Origin of the sequence: Streptomyces sp. NPDC016309 (genome assembly GCF_043077235.1) — a bacterium.
Lineage (GTDB): Bacteria > Actinomycetota > Actinomycetes > Streptomycetales > Streptomycetaceae > Streptomyces.
This window is the reverse complement of sequence record NZ_JBIBSG010000005.1, coordinates 303,766-322,295: the sequence shown is the minus strand read 5'-3', so window position 1 is coordinate 322,295 and position 18,530 is coordinate 303,766. Positions and strand designations below refer to the sequence as shown.

Annotated in this window: 16 protein-coding genes; 1 reads left to right on the top strand and 15 read right to left on the bottom strand. The window is 74.9% G+C overall.

Annotation, left to right across the window (positions count from 1 at the left end; genetic code table 11):
- Positions 1 to 16: 16 nt before the first annotated feature.
- The 7 genes from ACF068_RS15095 to ACF068_RS15065 form a co-directional block, all read right to left on the bottom strand.
- A complete protein-coding gene (locus ACF068_RS15095) occupies positions 17 to 673 on the bottom strand; it encodes a 4'-phosphopantetheinyl transferase (RefSeq protein ID WP_392274672.1) in 657 nt (218 codons plus the stop codon).
- 28 nt (positions 674 to 701) lie between these two features.
- Positions 702 to 2,168, bottom strand: coding sequence for a cation:proton antiporter (locus tag ACF068_RS15090; protein ID WP_392274671.1), 1,467 nt, complete (start codon positions 2,166 to 2,168; stop codon positions 702 to 704).
- Positions 2,169 to 2,262: 94 nt separating this feature from the next.
- On the bottom strand, positions 2,263 to 3,000 hold the full coding sequence (locus ACF068_RS15085) for a thioesterase II family protein (RefSeq protein WP_392274670.1): 738 nt from the start codon (positions 2,998 to 3,000) through the stop codon (positions 2,263 to 2,265).
- A gap of 230 nt (positions 3,001 to 3,230) precedes the next feature.
- Entirely contained in the window at positions 3,231 to 3,869 is a 639-nt protein-coding gene (locus ACF068_RS15080) for a class F sortase (RefSeq protein WP_392274669.1), read from the bottom strand.
- Positions 3,870 to 3,874: 5 nt separating this feature from the next.
- The gene (locus ACF068_RS15075; RefSeq protein WP_392274668.1) at positions 3,875 to 4,579 is read right to left on the bottom strand and encodes a DUF4142 domain-containing protein; all 705 of its coding nucleotides are present in this window, start codon (positions 4,577 to 4,579) and stop codon (positions 3,875 to 3,877) included.
- A gap of 121 nt (positions 4,580 to 4,700) precedes the next feature.
- Complete coding sequence (locus ACF068_RS15070; protein WP_392274667.1) at positions 4,701 to 5,165, bottom strand: DUF1772 domain-containing protein; 465 nt, start codon at positions 5,163 to 5,165, stop codon at positions 4,701 to 4,703.
- Positions 5,166 to 5,210: 45 nt separating this feature from the next.
- Positions 5,211 to 6,860, bottom strand: a complete 1,650-nt coding sequence (locus ACF068_RS15065) for a von Willebrand factor type A domain-containing protein (protein WP_392274666.1) — start codon at positions 6,858 to 6,860, stop codon at positions 5,211 to 5,213.
- Between the two features lie 247 nt (positions 6,861 to 7,107).
- On the opposite strand from ACF068_RS15065, the gene ACF068_RS15060 reads away from it, so the two are divergent.
- Complete coding sequence (locus ACF068_RS15060; protein ID WP_392274665.1) at positions 7,108 to 7,848, top strand: DNA-binding response regulator; 741 nt, start codon at positions 7,108 to 7,110, stop codon at positions 7,846 to 7,848.
- A gap of 58 nt (positions 7,849 to 7,906) precedes the next feature.
- On the opposite strand, the gene ACF068_RS15055 is transcribed toward ACF068_RS15060, so the two are convergent.
- The 8 genes from ACF068_RS15055 to iolC form a co-directional block, all read right to left on the bottom strand.
- Positions 7,907 to 8,776, bottom strand: coding sequence for an ABC transporter permease (locus tag ACF068_RS15055; RefSeq protein WP_392274664.1), 870 nt, complete (start codon positions 8,774 to 8,776; stop codon positions 7,907 to 7,909).
- A complete protein-coding gene (locus ACF068_RS15050) occupies positions 8,773 to 11,592 on the bottom strand; it encodes an alpha/beta fold hydrolase (RefSeq protein ID WP_392274663.1) in 2,820 nt (939 codons plus the stop codon). The genes ACF068_RS15055 and ACF068_RS15050 overlap by 4 nt, the downstream gene beginning before the upstream one ends.
- A 185-nt stretch (positions 11,593 to 11,777) precedes the next feature.
- A complete protein-coding gene (locus ACF068_RS15045; RefSeq protein ID WP_392274662.1) occupies positions 11,778 to 12,374 on the bottom strand; it encodes a DUF4291 domain-containing protein in 597 nt (198 codons plus the stop codon).
- Positions 12,375 to 12,435: 61 nt separating this feature from the next.
- On the bottom strand, positions 12,436 to 13,938 hold the full coding sequence (locus tag ACF068_RS15040; protein ID WP_392274661.1) for a CoA-acylating methylmalonate-semialdehyde dehydrogenase: 1,503 nt from the start codon (positions 13,936 to 13,938) through the stop codon (positions 12,436 to 12,438).
- A 28-nt stretch (positions 13,939 to 13,966) separates the two neighbouring features.
- The gene (iolD, locus tag ACF068_RS15035; protein WP_392274660.1) at positions 13,967 to 15,841 is read right to left on the bottom strand and encodes a 3D-(3,5/4)-trihydroxycyclohexane-1,2-dione acylhydrolase (decyclizing); all 1,875 of its coding nucleotides are present in this window, start codon (positions 15,839 to 15,841) and stop codon (positions 13,967 to 13,969) included.
- Positions 15,838 to 16,650, bottom strand: coding sequence for a 5-deoxy-glucuronate isomerase (iolB, locus tag ACF068_RS15030; RefSeq protein WP_392274659.1), 813 nt, complete (start codon positions 16,648 to 16,650; stop codon positions 15,838 to 15,840). The genes iolD and iolB overlap by 4 nt, the downstream gene beginning before the upstream one ends.
- Positions 16,647 to 17,564 (bottom strand): deoxyribose-phosphate aldolase, encoded by a 918-nt coding sequence (locus ACF068_RS15025; protein ID WP_392274658.1) that lies wholly within the window; start codon positions 17,562 to 17,564, stop codon positions 16,647 to 16,649. The genes iolB and ACF068_RS15025 overlap by 4 nt, the downstream gene beginning before the upstream one ends.
- Positions 17,561 to 18,520 carry a 5-dehydro-2-deoxygluconokinase gene (gene iolC, locus ACF068_RS15020; protein ID WP_392274657.1) on the bottom strand — a complete coding sequence of 320 codons (960 nt, stop codon included), beginning with the start codon at positions 18,518 to 18,520 and terminating at the stop codon, positions 17,561 to 17,563. Before iolC ends, ACF068_RS15025 begins: the two co-directional genes overlap by 4 nt.
- Between the last annotated feature and the right edge of the window lie 10 nt (positions 18,521 to 18,530).

Genomic DNA, 18,530 nt, shown 5'->3' with positions numbered 1-18,530 from the left:
CATGCCAGAGGGGCTGTCAAACAGTGGCCGGCCACACCACCGAGGCCAGCACGAGGCCGTCCCGCACCACCCACCGCCCGGTGAACTGCACCGGCACGCCCGCCGGTTGGGGCCGCTGCGCCAGGACACGGACGTGGAAGGAGCCGTCCGTGGCCGGCACGATCAGCGCTCCGTCGAAGCCGAGCCACTGGTGCGTCGCGGGGAACCAGGCCTTGTAGACGGCCTCCTTGGCGCAGAACAGCAGCCGGTCCCAGCACACGTCGGGCGACCGGCGGGAGAGCCGGGCGACGTGCGACGCCTCCTCGGGCAGCGCGATGTACTCCAGGACGCCCTCGGGCAGCGGCGCGTGGGGCTCGGCGTCGATGCCGAGGGTGCGCACCTCGGCCCGGCGCGCCGCGGCGGCGGCCCGGTAGCCGGCGCAGTGCGTCATGCTGCCGACGACCCCGTCGGGCCAGCGCGGGGCGCCGCGCGTGCCCGGCGGCAGCGGCACCGGGGCGAGGCCCAGCGCGCCGATGGCCCGCCGGGCGCAGTGCCGCACCGTCGTGAACTCCCGTCGGCGCGGCTCGCCCACCTCGCCGAGGGCCGCGCTCTCCTCGGGGAACAGCCAGCCGTCCGGCTCGTCGCCGAAGGTCTCGGCGCCCAGGACGGCCGCGGGAAGTACGTCGTCGATCACACGGGCCGCCAGCGGGTCGGGTCGGGAACTACCGGGACAGGGTGGTGGGTTCAGGCGCGCGCGGGCCGGGGCCGGGTGCGCCGGCCCCCGTCGCGGGCCCGGCCGGTACGGCTCCGGGCGCGGGCTCGGCGGCGTCCGGGCCGAGCAGCCGGAGCAGCGGCCGGGTGACGATCGTGGTGACCAGCGCCACGATGGTGAGGATGCTCAGCAGCCGCTGGTCGATGATGCCGGCCTGGTAGCCGATCTGGAGGATGACCAGTTCGGTCAGGCCCCGGGCGTTGAGCAGCACGCCGAGCATGAGCGCGGGCTTCGGGCGCATGCCGGTGAGGACGGCGCTCAGCGCGGGCCCGCACACCTTGGTGGCGACGGCCAGGAACAGCAGGGTGGCCAGGGCCAGCACGGAGGCGCGGTCGAAGCGCAGTGACCCGAGGTCGATGTTGAGCCCGAACCCGAAGAAGAAGAACGGCAGCAGCACCGTCTTGGACGTGCCGGACAGCCGGTCCGCGACCCGGGCGGCCCGCGCGTTGCCCGTGGGCCAGGCGAGACCGACCAGCAGCGCGCCGATGAGCTGGTGGATGCCGATGACGGTGGTGAGGGTGGCGGTGGCGGCGATACCGGCGGCCAGCAGCACCATGAGCACCGCGTCGCCCCCGGCGCCCTCGCCGGACGCCGACCGGGAGCCGGCCCAGCGGGCCAGTGCCCGGCGCAGCGGTCCGAGGAACACGAGGGTCAGGACGGCCGCGAACACGCCGTTCCACAGCACGCCCATCGGGCCGCCGCCGTGCACGAGGGCCAGCACCGCGGTGAGGACCAGCCACACCGCGCCGTCCCCGACCGCGGAGGCGAAGAGGCTGAGCTGGCCCTGACGCGTGTGGGTCAGCCGGAGGTCGGTGAGGATCCGCGCCAGTACGGGCAGGGCGGTGACGCTCAGCGCGCACCCCACGAACAGGACGAAGGCCATCGGGTCGCCCGACGGCCCCCGGAACTGCGCCACCAGCGGCACCGCCGCCGCCGTGCCCGCGGCGAACGGCACCAGCATGGACGCCTGGCTCACCATCAGCACCTGCGGCCCCACGCCCCGCAGCGGCATCGAGGTCAGCTCGCGGCCCACCCCGAACATGAAGAACACCAGCCCGATCTGGGCCAGTCCGTCCAGCATCGGCAGCGCGTCCGCCGGGAACAGCCAGTCCTTCACCCCGGGCGCGAACCGTCCCAGCGCGGTCGGCCCCATGGCCAGCCCGGCGCAGATCTCACCGATCACCCGGGGCTGCCCCAGCCTGTCGGCCAGCCGTCCGCCCAGCCAGGCGGCGAGCAGGATGGCCGCCACGGCCAGGAAGAAGTGCCCGCCCTTGTCGAGGCGGGCCGTCTCGCGCACCACGGCGGCGCCCGGCTCCCCGGTCGCGACGACCGCCGCCACCGCGCCGCCGGTCACCGCCAGCGGCAGGACGACCAGGGCCACCACCGCCGCCCGCTGCCTCTTGCTTCTGACTGGCACGTCGATTCCCCCTGCTGGTAACGGAAGTCATGGAAGGGACGGACGGACCCCGGGGCGTACGCCGGACGCCCTCAGAGGCGTACGCCGGACGCCCTCAGAGGTGCGTGCCGTCCCGTTCGGCGCAGGCCTCCCGCACCAGGTCGTAGGGCGGCGAGTCGGCCAGGTAGAAGTGCCCGCCGGGCACCATTCGCTGCCGGAACTCCCCCCGGGTCACGTCCGCCCACTGCGCCACCTGGTCCACCGTCACCCGGGAGTCGCTCAGCCCCGCCACGGCCGTGACCGGGCAGTGGAGCAGCGCTCCGGCCCGGTGTTCGTAGGCGCCCAGTAGCTGGAAGTCGGCGCGGATGTAGGGGAGGATCAGCTCGCGGAACATCGGGTGCTCCAGCAGTTCGCTGTCGGTGCCGCCCAGCTCCTGGAGGGTGGCGATGGCGCTCTCGTCGTCCATCCCGGCAGCCCGGGCGTCCGCCCGCAGCAGGTGGCTGGCGCGGGCGCCCGACACGAACAGGTGCGACGGGCGGGCGCCGCCCGCCTCCAGCGCCCTGGCCGTCTCGTACGCCACCACCGCGCCCATGCTGTGCCCGAACAGCACGGTGGGCCGGTCCATCAGCGGCGCGACCGCCTCCGCGATCTCGCCCGCCATGGACACCAGGTCGGTCGCCGTGGGCTCGCCGAACCGGTCCGCCCGGCCCGGGTAGCAGACCGCGTGCACCTCGAACTCGGGCAGCCCCTTGCGCCATTCCCGGAAGAAGTACGACGACCCTCCGGCGTGCGGGAAGCAGACCAGCCGCGCCGCGGCGAACGGCCGGACCTCGCCGCATTCCGTCCAGACCATTCGAGAGCCTCCCGCTCGTCACCACCGGACACTTCGGCCCTCCACGGAGCCGGTCCCATTGCACAGGCGGCCACTGACAGCCGGCTGACAGCGCGGTGCGCCGGCGGGAGGGGCCGGCTTCCGAGTCTCACGCGGGAGGGCGGTGACGGCTCGTGATCCGGTTCGTCTTCGGGAGGTCGGCGTCCTGGCGCGGAGCCTCCCCGGCGGACGGCGTCGCTCGCCGAACGGGCCTAGGCGACCGGCTCCGCGTAGAGGACCAGGTTCCCGGCGTAGGCGTGCGCGTCGGGGTCGAAGTCGCCGGTGCAGGTGACCAGGGCGAGGCGGGCCGGGCCGCGGGGCGTGAACAGGTCCTTGGGCAGTGCTTCCTTGGCGTGGGTGCGCCGGGCGACGATCCGGTACGTGTGGCGCCTGCCGTCCGCGGTGGTGAGCTGGGCGCGGGTGTCCATGGGCACGTCGTGCAGGGCCTCGAAGGGGCCCGCGCCCTCGTCGGCCGAGTCGAGGTGGCCCGCCAGCAGGACGGTGCCCCGCGCGGCGCCGGGCGGGGCGCCGAGGGCCCACCAGCCCATCCGGTGCGGCGACGCGGGGACGGCCATGGCCCCGTCCTCGTCGGCGGTGACGGGGTCGACGGGGGTGGGGCGGAGGTGGCCCGGGATGGTGAGGGAGACGGGCGGGGAGTACGCCGGTTCCCTCCCGGCCGCGGCCCGGGGCGGCGCGGCGGCCGACCCCGGCAGGGTGCCTGTGTCCGGGGCCCGGACGGGGTCGGGGAAGAAGGGGAAGAGGCAGGTCACGACGGCCGTGGCGACCGCCGCGAGCCCGATCCGGACCAGTACGCGGTCCGGACCGGGCTCGTCACGCCGTGAGGCGCGCATCGGCGTCAGCGATTGTCGTTGCGGCGCATACGGGCCGCGGCCCAGAAGGCTCCGCCGGCCACGAGCACGCCGCCGACCGCCACCGCGGGCACGGCGAGCGCGACCGGGACCTCGGCCGCCATCGAGGTGGCGACCTGGCCGCCGTTGCCGGCGTGGATGGCCTTGGGCGCCGCGGCGGCGTGGCACTCGCCACCGCGCACCATGTCCAGGTGCATGACGACGACCGGGCGGGCGGCCTTGGCGGCGGCGGTCACCTGCGCGTTCTTGCCGTGGGCGACCTGGTGGTCGATGCGTGCCAGGGTCTTCTCGTGGGCGGCGGCCTGGGCGTGCAGCCACGCCGCGTCATAGGCCTTGGTGCCCGCCTTGGACATGACGTCCGCGAGGGTGTCCTGCTGTTCCTTGGAGGGCGCGACGGGCAGGTCCACCCCGAGCTTGTCGGCGAGGGCCCTGGTGTCCGCGTCGAGCTTGGTGTGGTCGCGCACGAGGACGTGGCCCACGTGCTTCACACAGTCGGTGGTGGCGTTCTTCCGGGCGTCCTTGCCCGCCGCGATCTCGGTCAGGTTGCCCTGGTGCGAGGCGCGCAGGAAGCCGGCGTCGGTGGGGGTGGGGGAGCCGTCGGCGGGTGCCGCGGCGAGGGCGGGGCCGGCGGCTATGCCGGTCAGGGCGAGGCAGGTGAAGGCCGTGGCGGCCCAGCGGTGCGTGCGGCTCACGATTGGTCGTCCGTTTCTGCTCGGTCGGTGGGCGACCCTCTCCCGTCGAGGGTCACGTGACCATCCGGACACGGCGCGGCGCCGCCCGCCACTCGCGGTACTGCAAACGGCGCACGCCCGGTCACCGGAGCGCGGCGGCGACCAGGAGGGCGAAGGACGCCGTGACGAGCAGGGTGCGGATCCGGTGGAGGGCGTTCCAGCGGGATTCGAACGCCCGTCGTACGGGGCCGGGTCCGTCGTCCCCCGGCGCGGCGGCGAGCGCGTTGTTGAGCGGGACGTTCCCGGCGACGGTCACCAGGTGGCCCAGCACCGCGCACACCAGTCCGGCGGCGATCAGCCACCGGCCGCCGGCCGTCCGGTCCCCGGCCGGTACGGCGAGGGCCAGGGCCGGGAAGACCACGGCCCCGGCGAAGACGGCCAGGAACACCGCGCGGGGCACGCACTCGTTGACGCGGCGCATCGCCGTCACGAACTGCTCGTCGTCCAGCCTCGCCAGCGCGGGCATCACCCCGGTCAGGAAGATCAGCATGAATCCCGCGTAGAGCCCGGTGGAGACGACCGCGAGGGCGAGCAGCAACGTCGGCATGGGCACATCATGGCAGCGGGCCGGCTCCCCGTCAGCCGTCCGCGATCAGTCCCGCAGGCCGTTGGCCTGCCGGATGGACGCGGCCAGCTCGGCCACCACCTTCGACTCGGTCGTCCGGGCCAGACCGTCCGCCCGGGCGGCGAGTTCGGTGGGCGAGGGCGCGCCCGGCAGTTCCCCGCCGCGCAGCGAGTCGGCGAAGTACGCCGCCACGGCGGCGACCCGGAGGCCCGGCCGGGTGTTCTCCTCCCACAGCCGGCCGCCCAGGGCGCCCGCCCGCAGCGTGCCGGACCCCTCGTGCGGGGCCCGGGTGGCGGGGTCGAGCCACCGGACGGTGGCGGTGGCCAGGCGGCCGTCGCGGTCCAGGGCGCCGGGCCGGGTCCTGACCGCGTAGAGGGCGGTCACCTGGTGGCCGGGACCGACCTCGCCGCCGTCCACCCGGTCGTCCCGGAAGTCCTCGTCGGCGACCTCGCGGTTCTCGTAGCCGATGAGCCGGAAGGACTCCACCGCCGCCGGGTCGAACGCGACCTGCGCCTTGGCGTCCCGGGCGCGCAGTTCGAGGTGGGCGGGGAGCTGGTCGACGAAGACCTTGCGGGCCTGCTCGGGGGTGGAGACGTAGGTGGTGTGGCCGTCGCCCCGGTCGGCGAGCCGCTCCATGAGCGCGTCGCCGTACTCGCTGCCGACGCCGACCCCGAAGAGCGTGATGCCGTACGCGCGGCGTTCGTCCCCGATCCGCTCCAGGATCGCCTCGGCCCCGGTCTCACCGGTGTTGGCGAGCGCGTCGGACAGCAGGACGACCCGGTTGGTGGCGCCCTTGCGGTGGCCTTCGACGGCGGCGTCGTAGCCGGTGATGACGCCCGCCTCCACATTGGTGGACGACGTGGTCTCCAGTCCGTCGACGACGTCGTGGACGCGGTCGCGGTTGCCCCCGACCCGGGTCATGGGCAGCCGGGTCTCGGCCTCGTCGCTGAAGGTGACCACGGCGATGGAGTCGTCGTCGCGGAGCTGGTCGGTGAGGAGGCCGAGGGACTCCTTGACCAGGTCGAGGCGGCCCGGTTCGGCCATGGAGCCGGAGACGTCGACGACGAAGGTGAGCGCGGCGGGCGGGCGTGCGCCGTGCCGGTCGGCCGGGCGGGTGGCCAGTCCGACGCGTACGAGGGACCAGTCCCCCGCGCCCGTGCGGGCGCCGTCGACGGTCACGGAGAAGCCGTTGCCCTCCGGCTTCGGGTAGTCCTGGCGGAAGCTGTTGACGAACTCCTCGGGCCGTACGGTGTCCGGCGCGGGCAGCCGGCCCTCGGCGAGGGTACGGCGGGCGTAGCCGTAACCGGCGGTGTCGACGTCCAGGGCGAAGGTGGACAGATGGTCGGCGGGCGGGGTCTCGCGCGCCTGGTCCTCCTCCCGCCCGTCCGCCGCGCCGTCGTGCCGCCGGCCGTCCTGCGCGCCGGGCGCGGGCGCCGGGGCGCCGGGCGCGGGGACACCGGGCGCGCGCTTGCCACTGTCGCCCGTGGCGGCGCGGTCGGTGACGCCGCCGCCGGAGCAGCCGGCGAGCAGCAGGCCCGCGGCCAGCGCCGCGGCCAGCGCGGCCCGGCGCCTCGGCCCGGCCCCGCGGGCCCTGCCGGCCCTCGTCCCGCCGGCCCGGTGCGCCCCGTTCACCCCGCTCGCGTCCCGTCGGTACGCCGCACCTCGGTACGTATCCATCCGAACTCCCCCGGTCTCGCGTCCTCTCGGACTCTCGGCACTGTGAATGGGACGTCGGCCGGCGGCCGGAGGACCGGACGAACCGGTTACGGACGTGTCTCAATGCGGCAACACGAAGCTGTTGGTGAGGCCCGGCGCAGGGCTTGGCTTGGACTCGCCAACCCCGGAACACGCCCTTGTCACGGTACGCAGTCACATGCGTACATGGAGTTGCGTACGTTCCAAGGGATGGCGGGGGTGGTCAGCCGTGGCGGACGTTCCGGGCTCCGTGCTCGGCCGGGCGGCATTACGAGAGACGACACCGGCGCGGGCCGCGCCGCCGCGGACACTGCGGCCGGCCGGGCAGCCGGTGCGCGGCACCAGACAGATCTGCGCGACACTCGCCGCGCTCACCGAGTCCGCCCGCCACGAGGTGCTGACCTTCGACGATCCGTCCGCCTGCACCGGCCTGTCGATCCCCGAACCGTTCCTGGAGCTCGCCGGCGCGTGGGTGCGCACGGCCACCGAGCGGGTGGGGACGGTCCGTCAGATCCTGCCCCGGCACTCCCTGTCCCGGATCACCGCCGCGGACGCCCCGGGGATGGCACGGCTGCCGGGCCGGGCCCGGCTCACCCGGTCCATCCCGTTCAAGATGATCCTGGTGGACCGCACGATCGCCGCCATCCCCCTCGACCTCGAACTGCTCTACAACGGGCTGCTGCTGATCCGCGACCCGGTGGTGGTCCAGGCTCTGGTGCGGGCCCATCACGCCTGGTGGGAAACGGGTGAGGAGGTTCCCTCCCGGCCCGCGCCACCCGGGGCGCTCCCCCCGCACCTGCGGCCGGTGCTGGAGGCCCTGCTGGCGGGGCTCACCGACGAGACGGCCGCCGCGCGGCTGGGCATATCGGGGCGCACGTACAGCCGGCGCGTGGGCGAGCTGCTCACCGCCCTGGGCACGACGAGCCGCTTCCGGGCGGGAGCGGAAGCGGCTCGTCGCGGCTGGCTGTGACCCCGCCCCGGACGGCGGCCCACCCCTCGCGGACGCTCCCCAGGGGGCGTCTCGCCTCCTAGGAGACGATGTCCTTGCGGGCGAAGCCCCGGAAGGCCAGCGCGAACAGCACCAGGGCGTAGCTCACCGACACCGCCGCGCCCTTGAGCATGCCGCCCCACTCGAGCTGGGGCTGGAGCGCGTCGGCCCAGGCGAACTGCCAGTGCGCGGGCAGGAAGTCGCGCCAGGAGCCGAGCGCCGTGACCGCGTCCAGCACATTTCCGATGATCGTCAGACCCACCGCGCCGCCGACCGCGCCGAGCGGGGCGTCGGTCCTGGTGGACAGCCAGAACGCGAGGCCCGCCGTGACCAGTTGGGACACGAAGACGTACGCGACCACCAGCGCCAGCCGGGGCAGGGTGTCGGCCGTGGCGAGGGAGCCGCCCGTGGGCAGCGCCAGCGGCCCCCAGCCGTAGGCCACCGTCCCGGCGGCGAGGGCCACCAGCGGCAGCAGCAGCATCGCGGCCGCGCTGAACCCGAGCGCCACGGCCAGCTTCGACCACAGCAGCCGGGCGCGGGGCACGGGCGCGGCGAGCAGGTAGCGGAGGGAGGACCAACTGGCCTCGGACGCCACCGTGTCCCCGCAGAACAGCGCCACGGGCACCACCAGCAGGAAGCCCGCCGACACGAACAGGCAGGTCGCCGCGAAGTTCGCGCCGGACGCGGTCGCCGTGTCCATCAGGGTGATCCGGTCGTTGCCGCGCCCGTCGGGGCCGCCGCCGATCGCGAAGGCGGCGATCAGCACGAAGGGCAGGGCGGCCAGGACCGCGCCCATGACCAGGGTGCGGCGCCGGGTGAGCTGGCGGACGGCCTCGACGCGCAGCGGCAGGGTATGCCCGGCCCGGTAGCCGGGCGCGGACCGGGCGGCCTCGGTCAGCGGGGCGCTCATGCGGATCCTCCTCCGATCAGGGTGAGGAACGCGTCCTCCAGGCGGCGGTGGGGTCCCACGCCGGTCGACGGGATCTCCAGCCTGACCAGTTCGGTGATCAGGGCGGGGGCGGTCATGCCGTCCAGCCGGACCAGCAGGCCGCCGTCCGCGCGCACCACCGAGGCGACGCCGGGCAGGGCGCCGAGCTTGTCCACCGGCCCGTCCGGCACGTCCCCGTCCGTGGTGACGAGCAGGGTGTCGCCCGCGCCGGTGATCTCGGCGACCGGGCCCGCCTGGACGAGCCGGCCCCGGTCCATGACGACCAGGTGGGTGCAGGACTGCTCGACCTCCGACAGGAGGTGACTGGAGACGATGACGGTCCGGCCCCCGGCCGCGTACCGGATCATCACGTCCCGCATCTCGCGGATCTGCGGCGGGTCCAGCCCGTTGGTCGGCTCGTCCAGGATGAGCAGGTCCGGGAGGCCGAGCATGGCCTGGGCGATGGCGAGCCGCTGGCGCATGCCCTGCGAGTACGTCCGCACGGCACGGGCCAGGGCGTCACCCAGGCCGGCGATCTCCAGCGCCTCGTCGATGTGGGCGTCCCCCGCGGGACGGCCGGTGGCCCGCCAGTACAGCTCCAGGTTCTCGCGGCCCGACAGGTGGGGCAGGAAGCCCGCGCCCTCGACGAAGGCGCCCACCCGGGACAGGACGGGCGCGCCGGGCCGGATCGCGTGCCCGAACACCCGGATCTCCCCCTCGTCGGGGGTGATCAGGCCCATGAGCATGCGCAGGGTGGTGGTCTTGCCGGCGCCGTTCGGCCCGAGGAGGCCGAGGACCTGGCCCCTCTCGACCCGGAAGGACAGCTCGCGCACCGCGTACCGGTCGGCCGACCCGGCGTACCGCTTGGTGAGCCCGGTGATGGTGAGCGGGACGTCCGCGAGGCCGGGGTCGGGCGGTGGCGCGGTGGTGCGGCGGCGGGCGGTGAGCAGCAGGGCCCCGGCGGTCAGGGCGCCGGCGGCCGGCAGGCCCCACACCCACCAGGGCAGGCCGGCGGCCTCGGTGCGCACGGCGGGCGCGGTCGGTACGGACAGCCCGCCGGTCACGGTGACGGTGTACGCGGCGGGGGTCACCGGGGAGGCGTGGCCGAGGTCGGTGGCGGCGAGGACGAGCCGCAGCCGGTGCCCGGCCTCCACCTCGTGGTCGACGGCCGGCAGCGTCAGGTCGACGGTCCTGCCGTTCGCGGCGCCCTCGACGCGGACGGGCGCCACGAGCTGGGCGGGCAGCACCTGCCGGCCGTCGGGGCCGACGTCGTACACCTTCCCGAACAGGACGGCCTCGCCGGTGTCGGAGGTGACGTGCACGCGGACGGTGGGCGAGCCGGTGACGCGCAGGGACCCGGTGAGCGGGGCGGAGTCGAACCGGGCGTGCTGGCCGGGGAAGTCGAGCGAGAGGCCCACCCCGAGCGACGACAGCCGGGCCAGGCCGCCGCCGGTACCGGGGACGGCGGAGATGGCGGGCGGGGTGGCCCCGGCCGGGTTGCGGAAGGCCCGCGGGCCGCCGGCGAGGGAGACGGTGCGGGCGCCGGCCCGCAGACCGGGGTAGGTGTCGGCGGTGGCGCCGCGCAGACGGGCCTGCCCGTCGGTCGAGTCGACCCCGCCGGTGCGGCTGACGCGGAAGGCGGGACCGGTGTCGGCGCCGGTGTCGTCCTTGAGGTACCGGTCGAACCAGGCGCCGATGCGTGCCTGGACGCGCTCGGTCTCCCGGTCGCCGCCGTCGTGCCCGCCGGCGATCCAGTCGACGGCGACGGGCGCGCCGTTCGCGCGGACGGCCCGGGCGGCGGCGTCGGCGTGGGCCAGGGGGAAGAGCGAGTCGGCCTGCCCCTGGACCAGGAGCGTGGGCACCGCGATGCGGTCGCCGACGGCGGACGGGCTGCGCGCGGCGAGCAGCGCGCGGGCCTCGGCGTCCGGCTTCCCGGCGACAGCCACCCGCTGGTACATGGCGCACAGCACGTCCTGGAACTCCCCGCACGCGGCGGAGGCCCGCGGTGGAGCGGGGGCGGGGGCGGGCGAGCCCGCGGCCCGGGAGCCGCCGGCGGAGGAGCCCTGGGCCGAGGAGCCCTTGGAGTCCTGCGCCTGCCCGCCGCCGCCCCGCACCGGGGCGCGCTGCTGGGGCGCGGTGTCCTGGCCCGGGTCGTCGGGGGCGGGGCCCGGGGGCCGGTCCGACGCGGCCGCCGTACCGGTGGTGAAGAAGATCCCGGCCCACAGTTTCTTGAGGACGCCGTCCGGGAAGAGCGCGTCGGCCAGGTTCCAGTACGTGATCTGCGGCGCGATCGCGTCCACCCGCTCGTCGTGCCCGGCCGCCAGCAGCGACACCGCCCCGCCGTACGACGAGCCGGAGACGCCCACCCGGGGGTCGCCGTCACCGTCGAGCCGCACCTCGGGGCGCTGTGCGAGCCAGTCGATGAGCCGCGACACGTCCTTGACCTCGTACGCGGGGTCGTTGAGGCCGATGCGCCCGGTCGACGCGCCGAAGCCGCGCGCGGACCAGGTCAGTACCGCGTAGCCGTCACGGGCCAGTTCCTCGGCCTGGGCGCGCACGTCGTCCTTGCTGCCGCCGAAGCCGTGCGCGAGGAGCACGGCCGGGCGGCGCGCGTCCGTGGGACCGGAGGTGAAGAACGACGTGTCGATCCTCGCTCCCGGCATCGGGAGCACTCGGTCCTCGCGGCGCGGGACGGGCCCGTCGTCCGAGGCGACCGCCGTCCACGTGCCGGCGCCCGCGAGCAGCACGACGGCGGCGGCCGCGGCGGCCGCGGCACGCCGGGGGAATCGGATCTGCATGTCTCGACCCTAAGCGCCGCGCCAGGCCGCCTCCCCTGCCGCACGGCGGAAGTCGGGGGCCTTCCTGAGGTGTACGCACGACCGTCGCCGTACACCAGCCGCGGTACACGGGAGGACCGGAATGCCGCACCCGGACAAGGGCTCGGAGACGTGCCCGTACGAGCTGTCCCGCCCGCCCCGGCCGCTCACGGGACCAGGTGTCCGAGGAGTTCGGCACCCGCCGGGTACGGGCGCTCCTCGGGCATCAGCCGGGCCGCCCCGTCGAGGTCCCCGTCCCGCACCAGGGCGTGGATCTCGCGCGCGAGCGGCGTCACGTCCCGTATCGACACGGTCCACTCGTCGGCGTACCGCGCGGACGCCTCCCCCGCGAGGCCCAGTTGGAGCGAGCGGTACGGCAGGGGCGCCAGGTGCCAGTCCCGCTCGGGGTCCCACTGGACACGGGCCGGGGAGCGGCGCAACTGCCGCTTCCAGGCGTCCTGGTCGGGGTGGAAGCCGCGCACGTAGTGCGAGAGGCAGGCGTGGCGCAGCGCCCACTCGAAGCCCTCACGGGTGATCTCGACGGCCAGGACGGTCTCCTGGTCCGGCTTGGTGGCCCAGCCGCAGCGGTACATCATCCACAGGAAGCTCGGCTTGATCCACGTCATCCGCTCGCGCTTCCAGGAGGCCGGGAAGCGGCCGTCGCGGGCGGCGGGGACGCCGATCCCGGGCGCGTACGCCTGGTAGACGGTGATCGTGTCCTCGGTGTGGAGGGCACGGACGCGGTACTTCGGTTCGTCGTTCATCCCCGCCAGGATCGACGGCCGGCCCCGGTGGGGGCCAGCCGTTTTCTCCGGACCGCGAGGGTCAGTGGTTGCGCGGGAAGCCCAGGTCGACGCCCGCGGGGGCCTCGGACGGGTCGGGCCAGCGGGTGGTGACGACCTTGCCGCGGGTGTAGAAGTGCACGCCGTCGTTGCCGTAGATGTGGTGGTCGCCGAAGAGCGAGTCCTTCCAGCCGCCGAAGGAGTGGTAGCCGACGGGCACCGGGATCGGGACGTTCACGCCGACCATGCCGGCCTGGACCTCCAGTTGGAAGCGTCGGGCCGCGCCGCCGTCGCGGGTGAAGATGGCGGTGCCGTTGCCGAACGGCGAGTCGTTGATGAGCCGGACGCCGTCCTCGTAGGTGTCGGCGCGCAGCACGCACAGCACCGGGCCGAAGATCTCGTCGCGGTAGGCGTCGGAGTCGGTGGACACCTTGTCGAGCAGCGACAGGCCGATCCAGTGGCCGTCCTCGTACCCGTCGACGGTGTGGCCGGTGCCGTCGAGGACGACCTCGGCGCCCTGGGCGGCGGCGCCGGTGACGTAGGAGGCGACCTTGTCGCGGTGGGCGGCGGTGATCAGCGGGCCCATCTCGGAGGTGGGGTCGTCGCCGGGGCCGATCTTGATCTTCTCGGCGCGCTCGCGGATCTTCTGGACGAGTTCGTCGCCGATGGCGCCGACCGCGACGACCGCCGAGATCGCCATGCAGCGCTCGCCCGCCGAGCCGTACGCCGCCGAGACCGCCGCGTCGGCGGCCGCGTCGAGGTCGGCGTCGGGCAGCACCAGCATGTGGTTCTTGGCGCCGCCGAGGGCCTGGACGCGCTTGCCGTTCGCCGAGGCGGTGGTGTGGATGTACTTGGCGATCGGCGTGGAGCCGACGAAGGAGACCGCCGCGACGTCGGGGTGCTCCAGCAGGGCGTCGACCGCGACCTTGTCGCCGTGGACGACGTTGAGGACGCCGTCGGGCAGGCCGGCCTGCGAGGCCAGCTCGGCGAGCAGGTTGGCGGCGGACGGGTCCTTCTCGCTGGGCTTGAGCACGAAGGTGTTGCCGCAGGCGATGGCCAGCGGGAACATCCACATCGGCACCATCGCCGGGAAGTTGAACGGTGTGATGCCGGCGACCACGCCGAGCGGCTGGCGGATGGCGGCGACGTCGACCCGGTTGGACACCTGGGTGGACAGCTCGCCCTTGAGCTGGACGGTGATGCCGCAGGCCAGCTCCACGATCTCCAGGCCGCGCGCGACCTCGCCGAGCGCGTCGGAGTGCACCTTGCCGTGCTCGGCGGTGATCAGGGCGGCGATCTCGTCGCGGTGGGCGTCGAGCAGCGCGCGGTAGGCGAACAGTACGGAGGTGCGCTGGGCCAGCGAGGACGTGCCCCACGTGGCGTACGCGGCCCTGGCGGCGGCGACGGCGTCGTCGACCTCCTCGGCGGAGGCGAGGGCGACCCGGGTGGTGACGGCGCCGGTCGCCGGGTCGGTGACCGGGCCCCAGTTGCCGGACGTGCCCTCGACGGTCTTGCCACCGATCCAGTGGTGAACGGTCTTCGTCATGACGTACGTGCTCCTCTTCGGACCTCTGCTACAGGTGGCGGCGTCGGGCTGCGACGTGGCGGTCGTACTCCTCCCGGGCCTTCACCGCCGGTGGACGTGTCGCGGTCTCGGCCACGGGCACATCCCACCATGCCTCGGCGGCGGGCGCGCCCGACACTGTGTCTGCCGTTGCGGTCTCGGTGTAGACACATGTGGGGACGGTCGCCGAGCGGGCCTCGGCGAGGGCTTCCCGCAGGTCACGGATGGTGTGGGCGCGCAGGACCCGCATGCCGAGGGAGGCGGCGTTGGCGGCCAGGTCCACCGGGAGGGGATCGCCGGTGTACGTGCCGTCGGGGCTCCGGTAGCGGTAGGCGGTGCCGTACCGCTCGGCGCCGACCGACTCGGAGAGGCCGCCGATCGAGGCGTACCCGTGGTTCTGGAGGATGACGACCTTGAGCGGGACGCCCTCCTGGACGGCGGTGACGATCTCGGTGGGATTCATCAGGTACGTACCGTCGCCGACCAGCGCCCAGACGGGGCGGCCGGGGGCGGCGAGGGCGGTGCCGATGGCGGCGGGGATCTCGTATCCCATGCAGGAGTACCCGTATTCGACGTGGTACTGGTCGCGGGAGCGGGTCCGCCAGAGCTTGTGGAGGTCGCCGGGGAGCGAGCCGGCGGCGTTGATCAGGATGTCGTCGTCGCCGGCCAGGGTGTCGAGCAGGCCGAGGACCTGGGTCTGGGTGGGCCGCGCGTCCTCCGCCCCGGGGGCGTACGCGGCGGTGACGCGGGCCTCCCAGCCGGCTTTGAGCCCGGTGTACTCGGCCGTGTAGGCGGCCGGGACGGTGTGGCCCGCCAGGGCCCGGGCGAGGTCCTCCAGCCCCTCGCGGGCGTCGGCGACCAGCGGCAGGGCGGCCATCTTGTGGGCGTCGAAGCCGGTGACGTTCAGGTTGACGAACCGGACGCCGGGGCGGGCGAAGAGGGTGGCCGAGGCGGTGGTGAAGTCCGTGTAGCGGGTGCCGACGCCGATGACCAGGTCGGCGGTGCGGGCCAGGTGGTCGGCGGTGGAGGTGCCGGTGTGGCCGATGCCGCCGACGTCCGCCGGGTGGTCGTGGGGCAGGGAGCCCTTGCCGGCCTGGGTGGAGGCGACGGGGATGCCGGTCGCGTCGGCGAGGGCGCGCAGCGCGTCCTCGGCGCGGCTGTGGTGGACGCCGCCGCCCGCGACGATCAGGGGGCGCCGGGCCGCGCCGACCGCCCGGACGGCGGCGTCGAGTTCGGTGGTGTCGGGCCGTGGGCGGCGCACCCGCCAGACGCGTTCGGCGAAGAACTCCTCGGGCCAGTCGTACGCCTCGGCCTGGACGTCCTGCGGGAGCGCGAGGGTGACCGCGCCGGTGGTGGCGGGGTCGGTGAGGACGCGCATGGCCGCGAGGGCGGCGGGGACCAGCGCCTCGGGGCGGGTGACCCGGTCGAAGTACCGGGACACCGGGCGCAGCGTGTCGTTGACGGAGACGTCCCCCGCGTGGGGCACTTCGAGCTGCTGGAGGACGGGGTCGGCGGGCCGGCCGGCGAAGGTGTCGCCGGGCAGGAGCAGCACCGGGAGGTGGTTGACGGTGGCGAGGGCGGCACCGGTGACCAGGTTGGTGGCGCCGGGGCCGATGGAGGTGGTGACGGCGTGGGCGGAGAGGCGGTTGGACTGGCGGGCGTAGCCGACGGCGGCGTGGACCATGGCCTGTTCGTTGCGGCCCTGGTAGTAGGGCATCTCGTCGGCGTACTCGACGAGGGCCTGGCCGATGCCCGCCACGTTGCCGTGGCCGAAGATGCCCCAGGTGGCGCCGATGAGCCGCCGGCGCCGCCCGTCGCGTTCGGTGTACTGGCGGGCCAGGAAGGCGACGAGCGCCTGGGCGGTGGTGAGTCGTCGGGTGCTCATCGGTATCCCTCCGCGTGATCGGGGTGGAAGCTGATCTTCCACTCCCGTTCGCCGCCGGGCCCGGCCATGACGTTGAGGTAGTACATGGCGTGTCCGGGCTGGGCGATGGACGGCCCGTGCCAGCCGTCGGGTACGAGGACGGCGTCGCCGCCGCGGACCTCGGCGAGGAGATCGGCGCCGCCCGGGCGGGAGGGCGACACGCGCTGGTAGCCCACGCCGTCGCCGTCGATCTCGAAGTAGTAGATCTCCTCCAGCTCCGCCTCCCGGCCGGGGAGGTGCTCGTCGTGCTTGTGCGGCGGGTAGGAGGACCAGTTGCCGCCGGGGGTGACGACCTCCACGGCGATGAGCCGGTCGCACGGGAAGGCGTCGGCGGCGGCGAAGTTGCGCACCTCGCGGGCGCAGGTGCCGCTGCCGCGCGCCTCCACCGGTACCTCCGGCGCGGGGCCGTAGCGAGCGGGGAGTCGTCGCTCGCACTTCGCTCCTGCCAGGGCGAAGCGGCCTCCCGCGCCGGAGGCGATCTGGGCGTGGGCGTCACGCGGTAGGTAGGCGAAGTCGGTGACGCCGCTGAACACGCCGTCCCGGCCGCGCAGTTCGATGGGATCGGCGTCGATCCGCACCGTACAGCCCCCGGTGAGGGGAAGCAGGATCCACTCGCTCTCCCCGGTGTCGAACCGGTGGCTCCCGCCGGGGCCGAGGTCGAGGATCCGGAGCGCGGAGTGGCTCCAGCCGGCCCGTTCGGGGTCGATGTGCAGGGCGTAGGGCCCGCGGGCCGCCTGGCCCCGCGGGAGGTGAAGCTGCCGCTCGGTCATGATCTCTCCGTATCCTCCTGGGCGGTTCCTCGGAGCAGGCCGACGGCCGTGTCGACGGCGGCGGCGACGTCCCCGTCCGCCGGGTAGAGCAGGGTGCGGCCCGCCACCAGCCCCTGGACGGTGGGCAGCCGCAGCGCCGTGCCCCACTTCTCGTACGCCGCGTCCTGGTCGGGACCGACGTCGCCGCCGAGGAGGACGGCCGGCAGGGTGGTGGTCGCCATGACCCGGGCCATGTCGTCGGGGTCGTCGGTGACGGGGACCTTGAGCCAGGTGTACGCGGAGGTGCCGGCGAGCCCGGAGGCGATGGCGAGCGACGTGGTCACCGCCTCGGGGCTCAGGTCGTTGCGCACGCGGCCGTCGGCCGGGTCGCGGCGGGACAGGAACGGCTCGACGAAGACGGGGAGCCGCCGCTCGGCCATGGCGTCGATGGTGCGGGCGGCGGTGGCGAGGGTGCTGAGGGAGCCGGGGTCGGTGCGGTCGATGCGCAGCAGGAGCTTGCCGGCGTCGAAGCCGAGGCGGGCCAGGTCCTCGGGGCGGTGGCCGGTGAACCGGTCGTCGAACTCGAAGGCGGCGCCGGCGAGCCCGCCGCGGTTCATGGAGCCCATGACGACCTTGTCCTCCAGGGCGCCCAGGAGCAGCAGGTCGTCCAGGATGTCGGCGGTGGCGAGGACGCCGTCCACGCCGGGGCGGGAGAGCGCCAGGCAGAGCCGTTCCAGCAGGTCGAGGCGGTTGGCCATGGCGAGCGGCCGGTCGCCCACGGCCAGCGCGCCCCGGGCCGGATGGTCGGCCGCGACGATCATCAGCCGGCCGGAGTCGCCCAGCAGGGCCCGCCGCCTCCGCCGCGCGGCGGCCTCCGCGACGGCCTCGGGGTGCCGGGCGCGGACCGCGACGAGCCGCGCGAGGTCGACGCTCACGGTGTGCCGCCGCCCCGGAGCACCCGCTCCACCTCCTCGGGGAACGGCATCGCGGAGGAGCAGGCCAGGCGGGAGGCGACGATGGCGCCCGCCGCGTTGGCGTACCGCACGGTCCGCTCCAGGTCCCAGCCCGCGAGGAGCCCGTGGCACAGCGCCCCGCCGAACGCGTCGCCCGCGCCCAGGCCGTTGACCACCTCGACGGGCACGGGCGGGACGTCGGCGGTGTCGCCGTCGGCGGTCATGGCCAGGACGCCCTTCGGGCCCCGCTTGACCACGGCGAGGCGGACGCCTGTGGCGAGCAGGGCGCGGGCGGCGGCGTACGGTTCGCGCTCACCGGTGGCGATCTCGCACTCGTCGAGGTTGCCGACGGCGACGGTGGCGTGCCGCAGGGCGGCGCGGTAGTGGGGGCGGGCCGCTTCGGCGCCGGGCCAGAACATCGGCCGCCAGTCGAGGTCGAGGACGGTGGTGCCGTTCCCGGCCCGGTGGGCGAGGGCGGCGAGCGTGGCGCCGCGGCTGGGTTCGGCGGACAGGCCGGTGCCGGTCGTCCAGAGCACCCGGGCGGCGGCGATGGCGGCCAGGTCCAGCTCGTGCTCGTGGATCTCCAGGTCGGGGGCCTTGGGGTGGCGGTAGAAGTACAGCGGGAAGTCGTCGGGCGGGAAGAGTTCGCAGAAGGTGAGCGGCGTCGGGTAGGCCTCGACCGGCGTCACCCACCGGTCGTCCACGCCGAAGTCCCGCAGTTCCTGGTGCAGGTAGGCGCCGAACGGGTCGGCGCCCGTGCGGGTGATCAGCGCGGTGCGCCGGCCGAGCCGGGCGGCCGCCACGGCCACGTTGGCGGCCGAGCCGCCGAGGAACTTGCCGAACGTCTCGACCCGGGCCAGCGGGACCCCGGTCCGGAGCGGGTAGAGGTCCACCCCGATGCGTCCCATGCTGATGAGGTCGTACGGATCGGACACCATCCCTTGTTCC

What these genes read in the sequence shown, in the direction of transcription:
- ACF068_RS15085 (WP_392274670.1), bottom strand. Translation starts at nt 3,000, where the DNA reads ATGGTCTGGACGGAATGCGGCGAGGTCCGGCCGTTCGCCGCGGCGCGG.
- ACF068_RS15080 (WP_392274669.1), bottom strand. Translation starts at nt 3,869, where the DNA reads ATGCGCGCCTCACGGCGTGACGAGCCCGGTCCGGACCGCGTACTGGTC.
- ACF068_RS15070 (WP_392274667.1), bottom strand. Translation starts at nt 5,165, where the DNA reads ATGCCGACGTTGCTGCTCGCCCTCGCGGTCGTCTCCACCGGGCTCTAC.
- ACF068_RS15065 (WP_392274666.1), bottom strand. Translation starts at nt 6,860, where the DNA reads ATGGATACGTACCGAGGTGCGGCGTACCGACGGGACGCGAGCGGGGTG.
- ACF068_RS15055 (WP_392274664.1), bottom strand. Translation starts at nt 8,776, where the DNA reads ATGAGCGCCCCGCTGACCGAGGCCGCCCGGTCCGCGCCCGGCTACCGG.
- ACF068_RS15050 (WP_392274663.1), bottom strand. Translation starts at nt 11,592, where the DNA reads ATGCAGATCCGATTCCCCCGGCGTGCCGCGGCCGCCGCGGCCGCCGCC.
- ACF068_RS15045 (WP_392274662.1), bottom strand. Translation starts at nt 12,374, where the DNA reads ATGAACGACGAACCGAAGTACCGCGTCCGTGCCCTCCACACCGAGGAC.
- ACF068_RS15040 (WP_392274661.1), bottom strand. Translation starts at nt 13,938, where the DNA reads ATGACGAAGACCGTTCACCACTGGATCGGTGGCAAGACCGTCGAGGGC.
- iolD (WP_392274660.1), bottom strand. Translation starts at nt 15,841, where the DNA reads ATGAGCACCCGACGACTCACCACCGCCCAGGCGCTCGTCGCCTTCCTG.
- iolB (WP_392274659.1), bottom strand. Translation starts at nt 16,650, where the DNA reads ATGACCGAGCGGCAGCTTCACCTCCCGCGGGGCCAGGCGGCCCGCGGG.
- iolC (WP_392274657.1), bottom strand. Translation starts at nt 18,520, where the DNA reads ATGGTGTCCGATCCGTACGACCTCATCAGCATGGGACGCATCGGGGTG.